The organism is Planctobacterium sp. R6 (assembly GCF_055755215.1).
The window spans coordinates 14,305-28,352 of the sequence record NZ_JBVTQY010000018.1 but is presented as its reverse complement, the minus strand read 5'-3'; the positions used below and the strand labels follow the sequence as shown (position 1 = coordinate 28,352).

At 49.0% G+C, this 14,048-nt stretch carries 11 protein-coding genes; 5 read left to right on the top strand and 6 right to left on the bottom strand.

What is annotated here, in order from left to right; translation table 11 throughout:
- The first annotated feature begins 77 nt into the window (after window positions 1–77).
- Window positions 78–1,208, top strand: coding sequence for a peptidase M14 (locus AC0J20_RS12730; RefSeq protein WP_473021929.1), 1,131 nt, complete (start codon window positions 78–80; stop codon window positions 1,206–1,208).
- Between the two features lie 168 nt (window positions 1,209–1,376).
- Complete coding sequence (locus AC0J20_RS12725; RefSeq protein ID WP_473021928.1) at window positions 1,377–2,072, top strand: hypothetical protein; 696 nt, start codon at window positions 1,377–1,379, stop codon at window positions 2,070–2,072.
- Window positions 2,073–2,114: 42 nt separating this feature from the next.
- Here the strand turns inward: AC0J20_RS12725 and AC0J20_RS12720 are convergent, their stop codons facing one another.
- Genes AC0J20_RS12720 through AC0J20_RS12700 form a run of 5 tightly spaced genes read right to left on the bottom strand, consistent with a single transcriptional unit; the run spans window position 2,115 to window position 6,168 of the window.
- Window positions 2,115–2,909, bottom strand: a complete 795-nt coding sequence (locus tag AC0J20_RS12720; RefSeq protein ID WP_473021927.1) for an alpha/beta hydrolase — start codon at window positions 2,907–2,909, stop codon at window positions 2,115–2,117.
- Window positions 2,910–2,949: 40 nt separating this feature from the next.
- Window positions 2,950–3,774 carry an alpha/beta hydrolase gene (locus AC0J20_RS12715; protein ID WP_473021925.1) on the bottom strand — a complete coding sequence of 275 codons (825 nt, stop codon included), beginning with the start codon at window positions 3,772–3,774 and terminating at the stop codon, window positions 2,950–2,952.
- 17 nt (window positions 3,775–3,791) lie between these two features.
- Window positions 3,792–5,021 (bottom strand): nucleoside recognition domain-containing protein, encoded by a 1,230-nt coding sequence (locus AC0J20_RS12710; protein WP_229530088.1) that lies wholly within the window; start codon window positions 5,019–5,021, stop codon window positions 3,792–3,794.
- 39 nt (window positions 5,022–5,060) lie between these two features.
- Window positions 5,061–5,414, bottom strand: coding sequence for a ribonuclease E inhibitor RraB (gene rraB, locus AC0J20_RS12705; RefSeq protein ID WP_229530089.1), 354 nt, complete (start codon window positions 5,412–5,414; stop codon window positions 5,061–5,063).
- A gap of 31 nt (window positions 5,415–5,445) precedes the next feature.
- Window positions 5,446–6,168 carry a 1-acylglycerol-3-phosphate O-acyltransferase gene (locus AC0J20_RS12700; protein ID WP_229530181.1) on the bottom strand — a complete coding sequence of 241 codons (723 nt, stop codon included), beginning with the start codon at window positions 6,166–6,168 and terminating at the stop codon, window positions 5,446–5,448.
- 237 nt (window positions 6,169–6,405) lie between these two features.
- Here AC0J20_RS12700 and AC0J20_RS12695 point away from each other — a divergent pair, with 237 nt between their 5' ends.
- From AC0J20_RS12695 to AC0J20_RS12685, 3 genes are all read left to right on the top strand, one after another.
- Window positions 6,406–7,587 carry an HD-GYP domain-containing protein gene (locus AC0J20_RS12695; protein ID WP_473021924.1) on the top strand — a complete coding sequence of 394 codons (1,182 nt, stop codon included), beginning with the start codon at window positions 6,406–6,408 and terminating at the stop codon, window positions 7,585–7,587.
- 134 nt (window positions 7,588–7,721) lie between these two features.
- Complete coding sequence (locus tag AC0J20_RS12690; RefSeq protein ID WP_473021923.1) at window positions 7,722–10,106, top strand: TonB-dependent receptor; 2,385 nt, start codon at window positions 7,722–7,724, stop codon at window positions 10,104–10,106.
- On the top strand, window positions 10,103–12,790 hold the full coding sequence (locus tag AC0J20_RS12685) for a response regulator (RefSeq protein WP_473021922.1): 2,688 nt from the start codon (window positions 10,103–10,105) through the stop codon (window positions 12,788–12,790). The genes AC0J20_RS12690 and AC0J20_RS12685 overlap by 4 nt, the downstream gene beginning before the upstream one ends.
- Before the next feature lie 41 nt (window positions 12,791–12,831).
- Here AC0J20_RS12685 and AC0J20_RS12680 read toward each other — a convergent pair whose 3' ends face one another.
- A complete protein-coding gene (locus AC0J20_RS12680; protein WP_229530093.1) occupies window positions 12,832–13,974 on the bottom strand; it encodes a hypothetical protein in 1,143 nt (380 codons plus the stop codon).
- Between the last annotated feature and the right edge of the window lie 74 nt (window positions 13,975–14,048).

Genomic DNA, 14,048 nt, shown 5'->3' with positions numbered 1-14,048 from the left:
TATAATTTCAACTTGCTCTAATTGTTCTCACTTGTTATTTAGGGTGGGTACGAAAAATCAGGACGTATTGATCAGAAATGCTGAAATCTCAGGTTACCTTTAAAAAAGAATATTTGGTGGTGGCGCAGAATGTGTCCGGTCGCAATCTCAACGTGCCTGTGTACCGCTTTAAAAGTAACGTTGCTGGACCAAAAGTTTACATTCAAAGCTCTATTCACGGGGCAGAAGTACAGGGCAATGTCGTTATTTATCATTTGATCCAGGCGTTGCAGTCTGCGCCGTTAAAAGGTGAGGTGATCCTGATCCCGAACTGCAATCCGGTGGGCAGTAATCTCAAATCCGGTGAGTATACACTGGGGCGTTTTGACCCGGTAAATGGTCAAAACTGGAATCGGGCCTACCATTTTGATCAGGCATCATTAGATCAGTTTATCCAACAGGTTGATGAAAATGCTGACATTAAGCTGCTGAAAGCGCGCTTCAGAGAACATGTAAAACAGGGCATTGACGAGGTATTAGCAAGGGAATGGGGCGTCGGCCTGGCGCAACAATTAAACCTGAAACTACAGCGCTTTGCGTTTGACGCCGATATTGTATTGGATTTACACAACGGTCCGGTATCGACCCGCCATATTTATGTTCCTGAGTACGCCCGCGAATCCGCCAGGTTTTTTAATATACCGCATGTCATCCTGATACCTAACCTGTTCGCCGGAGCCCTGGACGAAGCGACGTTTTGTCCCTGGTGGACCTTGCAACAACAACTGACCGATAAATATCCGCAACGGGACTGGCAGTTTGGTGTTGAAGCCTTTACCGTGGAAATGGGCTCCCAGGAAGTGATTGACTTTCAGGCCGGACAACAGGATGCGCAGAGTATTTTGAGCTATTTATCGGCCAAAGGGTGTTTTGCTGAGCCTCTTTACATTCCGCAAAACATGCAACGTCACACGGTGTATCTCAAAGACTATAAAATCTTGTTTAGTCAGGTTGGCGGAATCGTGGAGTATCTGGCTAAACCCGGTCAGCGGGTAAAGCGTGGAGAAGTCATGGCCAGGGTGCTGAATATCGATGAGCTGGAAGATAAACGCGCTGTCAGCGAGATAAAGGCACCTTGTGATTTGATCCCTATTTTGCATTTTCCGTCCGCCAGCGTGTTGGGTGGAACGCAATTGTACAAGTGTTTTACGCAGTACTTTGAGCTGTGATTATGGGGTGGCTTTGCTAAGGTGCGGAATGCGCAGCAGGGCAGCGCCTTCGGTTTGCTCAAAAATCCCGCTATCGGTAACAATTTAATCCAATTAGACAACAATCTATTACGACATTCATGCGACGCTCTTTTTATCATAGCCGCAGCTAATCAAAGGAGAGTATCAATGAAACACTATTTAACCTTTTCTGCGGCATTGTTGTTAGCCGCCTGTGGCTCGGATGACAATGATGAACCAGCGGTTCCTGAACCTGTGGTGATCACCACAGAATTTAATGATGGCAAACAGGGTTGGGAAGCCGGCTTTTCAGATTATCCGGTGGATGATGAGGAGATCTATGAGCTGGAGGCCGAAATTGCCGATTTGCCGGATGAATCAGGCGACCAGGGATTTCGTCTGAAAGGCATGAATCGCAGCGATGATCTGTTCATGTACCTGAAGGGGCGTGTAGTAGGTCTGCATCCAAACACTGACTATACCTTGCACGGCAGCGTCTCGTTCTTTTCTAATGCCGGCGCTGATTGCATTGGTATCGGTGGTGCACCTGGCGAGTCTGTGTATGTGAAGATGGGGGCCACGGAAATTGAGCCTGAGCAACTGGACTTTTACATGAACATAGACAAAGGCAACCAGTCGCAACCGGGTAACGATGCGATTGTGATTGGCAATATCGTGGCTGAAGGTGCAAATTGTGAAGGCACGGCTTTTGGTGAGAAAACCCTGGAAGTGGCACTCGAAGATGGATTTGAAGTTCAGTCTTCCGCCAGCGGCGAGCTGTGGATCATGATAGGGACTGACTCAGGTTACGAAGGACTGACCGACATGTATTACACCGAGGTGCATTTGACGTTGACCCCTTAGTAGTTATTTAAGATGTTGGCGGCTGCGCAATAGCTTGTGCGGCTAGCCAAACAACCATTTTACGGCCTGGGGGAACTCCTCTGCCCAGAACGATTCCGAATGGCCCCGGCCCGGCACGGTTTTACTGAAAATGTGCGAGGTGGGATGCCCGCAGTCTACGATTTGATTCACCATATTGTGCATGTCATCCACCATGGTTTTATCTTCTTCGTTGCCCATCAGAAAATACAGACGGCAGTCCGCCGGTAGCGGCCGTTGTCGGGTGAATTCAAAAACCGGACTGGCATACCAGAATGATGGCGACAAAATACCAGCTTTGGAAAAGATATCCGGGTAACGATGAATGGCAAAATGAGACATTAATCCGCCCATGGAGCTGCCCATAATACCGGTGTTGTTGCGGTCAGGGCGTGTCCGGTAATGCTGGTTAATATGGGGCATCAGCTGTTGTACGATAAAATCCAGATAGTGCTGCCCTTCAGCTTTACCGTAGGTGGCGTTATCCCAGGCACTCAGCTCTGTAATGCGGTGCTGTTTACCATTGTCTATGCCCACCACAATTAATTCCAGTTGCTGCTGATGGGCCATCAGGTTCAGGCTTTTATCCACCCGCCACTCTCCGGAGTAGGCGCTGGCCTCATCAAATAAATTTTGCCCGTCGTGCATGTACAACACCGGATAATGCTTGTCTGATTGCTGGTAGTCGGGCGGCAGATAAACCCGTACCGTGCGATCCCGGTTCAGGCCCGGTATAAAAAAGTCCGGCGTAATAATGTGCACCTGTGCTGAGGCTGTGCTCCATTCCATTTCCGGGTTGTGATTATCAGTGGCACTCACAATGACCTCACAGTGTTACCTATGTTTCAGTGTAGAAGATTCACAGTGGCCTGAACAGCCAAGTTATCGCATCTGAAAAGTGTGCTCGCCAAAAGGCTTCGTTGTGTTTCCCCTGCGCAATGACTTTAGCCTGGATATGCTGGTTTGGGTGCCCTTCTTCTGATAAAAGTTGGGTCATCTTGTGCATCGGCTGCACCATATCCTCACCTTCCAGCTCACCGACGATAAAATACAAACGGTGGCTTTTGGGCAGAGTGTGCTCCCGGGTAAACTGAAAAACCTGCGGGGCGTACCAATAGGAGGGCGAGAAAATCCCGGCTTTGCTGAAAACTTCAGCATGGGAGAATAGCGCATAGTGACTGGCCAGGCCTCCCATCGAGCTACCCATGATGGCGGTGTTTTCGGCATCCGGCATGGTTTTGTAATGCCGGTCGACATAGGGTTTAACCAGGTTAACGATAAAGTCAGTGTAGTGTTGTCCTTCTCCCTCGCCATAACGCTCGTGCGACCAGGCACTTAGCTCTGTTGTGCGATGTTCACCGCCATTGTCTATGCCTACCACAATCAGCTGTAAATCTGATTCTTTTGCCAACGCATTGAGATGTTCGTCAACTTGCCATTCACCGGCGAATGCCGTGCTGTCGTCAAACAAATTTTGGGCATCGTGCATGTATAACACCCGAAAGCGCCGTTCTGGCTGGTAATAACCGGGCGGCAGGTAAATGCGCACAGTGCGGTCGCGCTGTAACACCGGAATAGTCAGTGGCTGCTCAACTGTGTGCCAGCTTCCTGCTTCAGGTAGTTCTGTGGCGAAACCGGTGCTACACAGTAAAGGTAAAAGGCATACAAGTAACAAAATACGCATAATCATTCCTGTTGGTACTATGCAAAAAATACGCTGGCTACCACAATACCCACGATGATGGCGGTGGCGTCGGCAATTAAGGCGCAGGGAATAGCATGGCGGCTGTGTTTTATGCCCACAGCGCCAAAATAAACCGCCAGCACATAAAAGGTAGTTTCGGTTGAGCCCTGAAAAATTCCTGACAATCTTCCGGCGAAGGAATCTGCGCCATGCACCTGCATGGTTTCAATCATCATGGCGCGCGCACCGCTGCCGCTCAGCGGCTTCATCAGAGCGGTAGGCAGTGCATCCACAAACGCGGTAGACAAGCCTGCCAGCGACACCAGCCAGGCAATTGCATCCACCACCAGTTGAATTGCACCACTGGCGCGCAATAAGCCGATCGCCACTAACATTGCCAATAAATAGGGGATCAGATTGATGGCCTGTTGAAAACCTTCTTTGGCGCCTTCGATAAACAAATCATAGGTGTCCAGTTTTTGGCGCCAGGCGCTAAACAGGACACCCACCACAAAACAGAAAATCAGTAGGTTTGCCAACAGCGAAGATTGCGGGCCAACTAGGGCCGCAGGCAAACTCACAAAATACACCAGCAAGCCGCCCATCAGGGCAAAAAACAGCGCGCCATAAAGGAGCACCGTTTGCTGCAGAAGATTAATGCGTTGCACCAAAGCCACTGCGATCAGCCCCGCAATCGAGGAGCAACTGGTGGTGATCAGTATCGGTAAAAATACATCGGTGGGGATTGCTGCACCCTGTTGCGCCCGGTACACGAACACAAACACCGGAAACAGGGTAACAGAGGAGGTATTGAGTACCAGAAACAAAATTTGCGCATTACTGGCGGTGGTTTTGTTGGGATTCAGGGTTTGCAAATCCTGCATGGCTTTAATGCCCAGCGGTGTCGCAGCATTATCCAGTCCCAATGCATTGGCAGACAGGTTCATGGTGATTGACCCAACGGCCGGATGATTAGCGGGGACTTCAGGCATTAAACGTTGAAACAGGGGGGTCAGTAACCGGGACAACCTGGCTATCCAGCCATTGTGCTCGGCAATTTTAAAAATGCCCAACCAAAGGCATAAAGCACCCACCAGTCCCAGGGCAATTTCTACTGTGACTTTGGCCATGTCGAACATGGCACTAACCAGTTCAGTAAAAATGGCCTGATTACCCAGCACCAGCCATTGGTAAAAACCGCAGAAAGCGGCAATAAAAAAGAAGGCTAACCAAATGAGATTCAGCACAGTTTGCTCTGCTATCGCTTGTGCGTGTTCAGCGCACAACTACTCCACAAAATAGGTGCCCCAACCGTCGTAAAACACTTTGTGCTTTTCCGCGATGCTCACCAATTTACTGGTATCGGCGTTAATTTGCTCCAGGTCCAGTGATCTTTCTGCGATTGCATCAAAGCTAAAGAGTTCATCACCGTCGTCTAAAATCAACTCTTCGGCGTCAGTAACTTCAAACCCTGCTTTGTAAGCGTCGACTGCCGCCTTTTCCAGCAATGCGAAATCCTTGCTGGCAATGTGGTGCTCTATGGTATGGGGTTTATCGGCAGCGCTGCCGTCATTAATCAGCGCTTCGAGGGTTTCCTGGTTAAATTGATACCAGTCTTGCAGGCTATTTGAGTGTGGCATAGCGATCTCTTGAGTATATTTTTGCGTAAGTTTAACGCGCTTTTGTCAGCTGTGCGACTTCGTTATTGACCTGATCAAAGTCTTCGATCATTTTTTCCCGCAACAGTACTGACCATTCTTTGATGCCGCGGCTGTCATCCATATATATCGGCTCGCTGATTTGGATAATCAGGGTGCCATTGTCCCAGCGATTTAAATCAACTTTGTCAATCAGGTTGCTGGCGCAAACTCTTACCACCGGCATGTTTACGGCATCTGCGATGCGAAAGGCACCGGTTTTAAACGGCAAAATGCCGCGCCCATAGCTGCGGGTACCCTCCGGGAAAAACCACACCGAAATACCGCGCTTTTTTATTTTTGCCACCGTAGAGCTGAGGGTGTCCGCTGCCCGTGTTGCGTTTTTACGATCTATGAGGACATTGCCAGAGAGCCAGTACAACCAGCCAAATACCGGAATAAACACCAGACTTTTCTTACCGACTGAAACCGTACCCGGCATGACGGCCTTGCAGATAGTGATTAAGTCATAACTGTTCTGGTGATTGGCGATATAAACCACAGGTTCATTGGGGACATTTTCTTTGCCCTGCACCACCACTTTAAGGCCCAAAATACGAGACATAATGCCGTAAACCATACTGCAGGAATACACATTGTTGCGATGCATGGGACGCAAAAGGCAAAAAATAATGAGGATCCCGTTAATAAGGAGAAAGCTGATAAACAAAGCAATAATGCGCAAGATGGCTAACAAAATGATTTCCAGTGTCGTCAAAAGGCTGCATAGTATAGCGTTTTTTTTGCTAAATCATGTCAGATGAGCAGTAAATTTACAGCGCAACTTTGCGCGCTTATTCTGGTCATGCAAAGATTGACGATTTAACCTATACTCGTTGCAGGACCTGTGGTTAAGTGCACAGGATCACATTTGAACTATTTTGTACAACAAGCGACGCAATAAAGAAACAACAAAAACAGGGCTGTCTGATTAATGCAAACCTTTACCCATGACGATTTGGACGCAGAGATTTTAGGCGATCTCCTTGAAGAGATTAATGAGCTTTACGAAGCCAGTGAACAAACCTTAATCGAGCTGGAATTAAAGCCCAAAGACAACGAATTGCAGCGCGCCCTGTTTCGCTCGATCCACACCATCAAAGGGGATTTAGGGATGGTGAATTTTTCACCCCTGATCCCGCTGCTGCAGCATGTTGAAGACTTACTGGACTTCCTGAGAAACGGGCAGATCAATTACACCAGTACCATGAGTGATTTGGTATTGCTTACGCTGGACCGGGTAAAGTTATTTGTAGAAAGTTGTATCAGCAGTGGCACAGCACAATATGACGATCAATTATTTAAACACCTGGTACAGCACATCAGTCGGATAAAACCCGACAATGGCCCGCATCACGAAAAGCTGTTAGCCGAATCAGTACTCTTGCTGGACCCCACTTTGGATGCCAAGCCGGAAAATGATCCTCCGGCTGAGATAGCCCAGTCGGTGAATGAAGATCTGGACACCGATGATGATTCAGCAATCAACAAAGAGTCCAACCCGCTGGACTCCGACAGCACCATAAAAGTACTCAGTAAGGAACGTCAAACCGATATCGTGTTTTTCCGGGCGCTAATGGAGCCCATTGAAGCCCGGTCTATGTATTGGGCCGGACGAGGCGACAGAATTGCCAAACTGGCGTTACTCATGAATAAGATGGAAGGCAGCCCCATTGACGCGGATCAACTGCTGGTGGCCTGTTATGTTCACGATTTTGGCATGGCCTTTATGCCTCTGCACATTTTACACAAACGCGACAGGCTGGAAATTGCCGAGTTCAATCTGTTGCGCTCGCACGTCTATAAAAGTTCCAGATTGCTGGAACACTTAGATCAGTGGAACGAGGCACGTAAAATTGTGATGCAACATCACGAGCGTTGTGACGGCTCCGGCTATCCTCTGGGACTTATGGAAAAGGATATTTGTGAAGGCGCGAAATTGTTGGCCATTTTAGATACTTTTGATGCACTAACCCATCAACGGGCCCATGACACCCATCGCAAACGCCCGAAAAAACGCGCCGTTATCGAAATGAACAACATGCCAGAAGGCCAATACAGTCAGCGTTGGATGGCGGTGTTTAACAAAGCTATGGCCAGTTTATTAATGAAATAAGCTGAAAATTGAAATTGGTGCATTTATTTACCTTGTGCAATGATATACAGGTAACAGGAGAATCTGCTTAGGGGACGACTGCCTTAGGGAGTTGCGGGGATTCGGGTAATCGTGCGTTGGGAGACGGGGTTATTGTGTTCAAAAACATAACTTATGTTATCGGTTACATGGTTGTACTGAGCGGGGCTGACGGCATTGCTCAGGATGCAGAGTTGGAACGCATTGAAGTGACTGCGCAAAAACGCATTCAGTCGGTCCAGCAAGTGCCCTTGTCTGTTTCTGCTGTGAATAATCGCACCTTAAACGCCTTTAAGATCGATCAGGCCAGCGAGATTGCCGGACAAATTGTTAACCTCAATGCCAATCGCTCCATATCCGGTGTTTACAATTATTTTATTCGGGGGGTCGGCACCGATGACTTTAACCTCTCTTCTATTCCCGCCGTCGGGCTTTATATCGACGATGTCGCAATTCAAAATCCGGTTCTGGCAAACTTTAGCCTGTTGGACATAGAGCAAGTCGAAGTGCTGCGGGGACCACAAGTGGCGCTCTATGGCAAAAACACTACCGGTGGCGCTATCAAGTATATTTCAGCCCGTCCGCAGGCCGGAGACAACCTGCAAGGCAAACTCAGGGTGAATCTGGGCAGTGACGCACTGCGGCAACTGACTTCGACCCTGGCAGCATCCCCGGATGACGATATCGGGTTTCGTTTAACGGCAGATACACTGCGTCAGGACGGCAGGCTTGATGCCAGCCATGTGGGCAATGACACGCAGTTTCACAATTCCGATCGGCAAGGTTTTAAAGCACAGGTGCGGTTTGATGTCAGCGAGGACAGCCATTTTCAGGTGGCCTTGTATGGTGGGCGGCAACAGCAAATTAGTGCGGTAAAAACCTTTATTACCGCCAGCGATGAAAGTGGCCTGATTGACCTGGACGCATACGATTTACAGAAAGTGACCAGTCAGCTGATCAACCCCAGAGACAATATCGAAGCCTATGGCGGCTACCTGCTTTATCGCCAGCAATTTCCGGGGGTTGAATTTAAGTCCACGACGTCCTTTGAGATTGCTGACAGTGAGCGCATGGATGACTGGGGAGCGCAGGGGGCACCATCCGGGGTAGCGCAGGTGATTACCTATAACTCCACTGACACCCGGTCTTTTTCACAAGAATTTCAGTGGCTGTCACCGCTAAGTGCAACAGGACATTGGTTACTGGGTGTGCTCTCTACGCTGGAGCAGGGCGATATTTTACAAACGGCGTTCATCGACCCGGTAGGTCCTGGACGCCCGGATGATGCTATTGATGACGCGGGGCAGGGGCCCTTGTTTGATCGCGGTGCGCTGGTGAACAATGATATTGTGTCATTGTCAGGGTATGGTCACCTGGAGCAGGCTATTGCGGAACAAACCCTGCTTGGCATCAGTGGTCGTTGGACCCTGCAGCGCCTGACACCCACAGTGAACAGCGCCGGGATGTTGATGGATGCCGAAGACATGCCTTTTCCCCTGGGCTCTTTTGGTTGGTATAGCCTGGGGAATCCGTCGTTTGATGTGCAACGGGATTATGCGGGATTTGCCGTGATTGATAATTTTTATCAGGCCAACCAGGGCATACCCGCGAACGCGGATATCAATCGCACATTTCGCGAGTGGGGTGGAAAGCTGTCACTGATGCACGATTACAGCGAAAACCTGCGCTTCTATGGTTATCTGGCCAAAGGTTATAAAATGGGTGCGGTTAACTCAAATCCTACAACAGCCGCCTATACCGCTTTGCTGGACAGTGTGGTCTCACCGGAACGGGTTGTCACCGCAGAGCTGGGTCTCAAATCTGAATGGCTCAATGATCGATTGCGCTTTAACCTGTCTTTGTTTAATAACGACTGGCAAGATTATCAGTTTTTTCTGGTTTACAATCCCGGTAATCCTGCTGATTTGTTTGCTTCGCTGGTGAATTTGCCCGGGGCCAGAACGCGTGGCTTTGAGGCAGAGCTGAGCGCTTTGTTACCCTCAGATATTACCCTCAAAGCAGGACTGGCGTACGTCGATGCCAAAGTCACAGAAGCCGAACTGGATACCCGCGCGATTGCAGAACATCTGCAAAGCGGTTTTCAAAACTCAGTAGTGGTAGGGAATGCGCTACCCAACACGCCCCCCTGGACTGCCAGCATCCTGCTGCAACAGAGCCTGACCGGAGAATACGGCACGATGAACTGGCATCTGCACTACAATTTTACAGACGCCTACATTCACGCGTTGGCGGGTAATCATTCTGAAGTTTGGCGGCACAACTTTTCTGAATCTGCAGTGCATTTACTGCACGGCGGTATCAGTTTTACGCCTGCCAGTTATCCCAGGGTGAATTTGTCTGTCTGGGGGCGCAATCTGACGGATGAGCAATATTGCAGCGAGCGCGCCACTATTCCTGGCACCAATGTGGATACCAACCGGCTGTGCGCTCAGGGCGCATTTCGCGAATTGGGTCTTGGCATCGAAGTGGTTTTTGAATGAGCCTGTTTACACCTGACAATGCCACCCGGATACAGCCGCTTGTTGCGGCATTATTGGTGTTTGTTGTTGGCTTGCTGTTGACCCTGGGGTACGCCATTAATGAGCAGCAAGCGATTACCGAGAAAAATATCACACAGTTGCAAAGACGCGCTGAGTTGCGTGCTGCCGACATCGAAGCCAGCCTAAAACGCGCCCTGTATCAGGTGGAGTCCATTGCTAACTTTTTTGCCAGTTCAGAATGGGTGAGTTTTAACGAATTTGCCGGATTTGTTGAGCAAATTTATCCGGAATTTCCACAGGGACGCCGGGTTTCCATACTGGCAAACGTTACTGACGAGCAGCTACTGCCATTGCTGCAAAAGCTCAGGAGTAACGAAACGGCGGAGTTTCGCGATTTTCAGCCGTTTAGTTTGCAAGGCGGACAGAAAGCCCCGCTCGTGGAAACCGCAAACAACAGCATTACGTTTATTCAATACACATACCCGGCCATTGCGCGGGATGACTTTATCGGCCGCCAGATGACCGAAAACCTGCCTCTGGGGCCTTCGATTTTCCGCGCTATTCGCAACCGAAACAATACCGTAATTGGTTTTTTTGAGCCATTGCAGGCCATCACCCAAAGTCCGTTTTTCGTGCATATTTCGCCAATAATGAGCAAACAAACGGACCATGAACAACAGGTGGCTGGCCTGGTGACTTCCAGTCAGTATTTGCACGAAGTGTTTGAAACCACGGAAATGAATATCGGACAAACCGCCTTTCGTTACGCGCTGGCTGATGCTCAGGGTAAGGTATATTATTTCCCTGAGGACAGCATTGAACAACAGGCTGCGCCGGTTTTGTTGTCATCGGACTATTACAGTGAATTCAGTCTGCAGGTTTTTGACCGCCAGTGGACCCTCTACGTGATCCCCAATGAAAGTCCGCAGCAACAATTGTGGCAACAAGGCATTATCTTGTTAACCGGCACCTGCCTGGCAATTTTGCTTGCGAGCATCGTATACCTGAATCTGACGCTGCGCGTTCGTCTGGAGAAAAAGGTGGACGAAAAAACGCGGGATCTCAATGATGCCGTTGAAACCCTGCGTAAACAGCGACAGCAACTGCATCATCAGAACGAACAACTTGAACAGGCGGTCCATGATGCCCGGGAGGCCGCACGGGCTAAATCCAGTTTTCTGGCCAATATGAGCCATGAGATTCGGACTCCTTTAAACGGGGTAATTGGGCTGACCCAGTTACTGCAAAATACCCGCCTGGATGCGCAACAAACGGGCTTCTTAAGCAAAATGGAGTCGGCCGCCAGGCATTTGCTGATTGTTATCAACGATATTCTGGATTATTCGAAAATTAGTGCCAATTCAATTGAGCTGGAGCAGATCCCGTTTTCTTTGATGAGCGTGCACGACTTTTTGCAGACTAATTTTGAACAAACTGCTCTGGATAAAGGGATCGACTTTTGTCTTGATATCGATCCGGATGTGCCGCTGGATTTAATAGGGGATCTGGTCAGATTAAATCAGGTGTTACTCAACCTTTGCTCCAATGCCATTAAATTTACCAGTCAAGGCGGTGTCAGAGTGACAGTTACCGCGCAGGCAGCAACCAATCCAACCCTGAGTGAGGCGGTCGAACTGCAATTTGTCGTGGCAGATACCGGTATTGGCATGAGTCAGGAAACCATTGGCGGGCTGTTTACCGAGTTTTCTCAGGCTGATACCTCTACCACCAGAAAGTATGGCGGAACCGGGTTGGGGCTGGTGATCAGTCAGCAATTGTGTCGACTGATGGGAGGGGATGTAACAGTAACCAGCCAGATAAATCAGGGCAGCCGCTTTGTGGCCAGTGTGCAGTTACTCAGAAATAATCGGGTAGTGTTAGCGGATGAGCGCGACTACAGCATGGCAGAACCCAAAACGATACTGGTGGTGGATGACAATGTTCTGGCGCTGAAAGAAGTGGCTGCCACCCTTACCAAAGGTGGCGCCAGAGTGCTGATTGCCAAAAGTGGCAAACACGGATTAGCGCATTTTAAAAAGAGCGAAATTGATATCGTCATTACTGACTGGTGTATGCCGGAGATGGATGGCGAAGGATTTCTCAAAGCGGTACTGGCGCAGGGCTGGACGCCAAAAATTATAGTGATTACCGCGTATGATGTTGCGGTAGTAAAACAAAAAAGTGACGGTCTTAAGATCAGTACTGTACTGCAAAAACCTTGTCCGGCCAGCCAGCTGTTTGACGCCATCACAACAACCTCAGGCGGTGATGAGTTACCTGCGAAACCGGTCTCTACAGAGCTGCACAATTTGCGAATTCTGGTGGCAGAAGATAATGCCATCAATCAGGTGGTGATCGAAAATATGCTGCAGAACGCCGGGGCAAAATGCCAAATAGTCTCTGATGGGGTTGAGTGCCTTGAAACCTTAAAACGCGATAGCGAATTTGATTTAATTCTCATGGATATTCAGATGCCGGTACTGGATGGTGTGGCTGCAACCCAGAAAATACGTGCAGATAACAATCCCGCTATCGCACAGCTACCAATTATTGCGCTAACGGCCAACGTGATGAAAGATGACGTAGACCACTATATTGCCCATGGCATGAACTCTCATGTGGCAAAACCCATAGACGCAAATACCCTGTATCAGGTTATTCAACGCACTTTGGTCACTGCATAAAGGGGCACCAGCTCACTGAGTGAAGCCAGCACCCGGTATAGTCACACCACTAAATCAATCTGCTGCAGACTACCCACGGTGCCGTTATTATTGATGAACAAACCGCTGGAACGCACTTTGGCCTGTAGTTGATTGTCTGCGTCTTTGATATCAAATGGACTGGCTTGTTGTCCTAAGTACAGGGCACCAATACCCAGTTCGCTGATATTGCTGAGTTGATCTTCGCCCAGGGCATTTTTTTGATAAAACTGAAGTCGGGAAAACACACTGTCACCGGCGTCAATAAAACCATTTTGATCTTCATCATACTGCGCCAGTTCAGCGAAGCCATTACCGGTTTTTGCACCAAACAACTCGCTGCCATCATCGATCAGGCTGTTGTTGTTACGATCCAGGGCCAGAAACCCAGACTGACCGGTGGCAAAATGTATAGTATCTTGCTGACCATCCTGATCCAGATCGAACTGGTGAGTTCGCTGGCTTAGTGAAACGGATGCGCCCTGAAGATTGATAACCAGAGGATCAGTCAGCTCAATTTCACCTATTTTCATTTCCAGACTGTTGGCCTGATAAAAGCTGCGCTGCGTAAATTGTTGTAATTCCAGTTGAATGGTCTCACCGGATTGCAACGTGACTTCGCCGCTGGCAATAAACAAGGACGACTCGTCTTCCTGATAGCTTTCCTGATATTGATAAATCAACTCTGCGGTGGAGCTTGTTGGCGGCCGTTGGTTGTTGCGACCATTACTTACAGACTGATCCGGACTTTCTTGCTCTTCCTGCAAATGGTGTAGATGGATTTCCCGTCCGATAAAACTTTCCACAACGGATTTTAATTGCCAGATTTTGGCGTCCAAATGACTGTCACTGAGCTCGTCTTCCTCAGGACGCAAGAAGGCTGTGAACCCCTGCGCGCGATTACCAGCTTGTTCTATCTGCGCCGCCAATGCTCTTCCTCTTTGCGATAAATCAGTGACAGGCGATTGCGGCTTGTCATTTGCCGAAATACCTAAAGCTTGTTCAGAACGCTGAATATCTGTCCGCTCTGATAGCAAAACGGTGCGGGTTGCCGGGTCACCTTGCTGTTGTGCTGCGCGCTCCGCCAGCAGTGTTTCGCTTTTAGTGTAACGTTCACTGCGTTCATGCTGATGAGCGAACTGGATTTGGGCACTTTGCACTTGCATTAGATTTTTCGATACAGTGAAGTTTTGTTCCGGATTAGTTTTTAATCGGCACTCCAGGGGCCATTTTTATACAG

Excerpts from the sequence above, each read along its gene's own strand:
- AC0J20_RS12730 (WP_473021929.1), top strand. The coding sequence starts at position 78 with ATGCTGAAATCTCAGGTTACCTTTAAAAAAGAATATTTGGTGGTGGCG.
- AC0J20_RS12725 (WP_473021928.1), top strand. The coding sequence starts at position 1,377 with ATGAAACACTATTTAACCTTTTCTGCGGCATTGTTGTTAGCCGCCTGT.
- AC0J20_RS12715 (WP_473021925.1), bottom strand. The coding sequence starts at position 3,774 with ATGCGTATTTTGTTACTTGTATGCCTTTTACCTTTACTGTGTAGCACC.
- rraB (WP_229530089.1), bottom strand. The coding sequence starts at position 5,414 with ATGCCACACTCAAATAGCCTGCAAGACTGGTATCAATTTAACCAGGAA.
- AC0J20_RS12695 (WP_473021924.1), top strand. The coding sequence starts at position 6,406 with ATGCAAACCTTTACCCATGACGATTTGGACGCAGAGATTTTAGGCGAT.
- AC0J20_RS12685 (WP_473021922.1), top strand. The coding sequence starts at position 10,103 with ATGAGCCTGTTTACACCTGACAATGCCACCCGGATACAGCCGCTTGTT.
- AC0J20_RS12680 (WP_229530093.1), bottom strand. The coding sequence starts at position 13,974 with ATGCAAGTGCAAAGTGCCCAAATCCAGTTCGCTCATCAGCATGAACGC.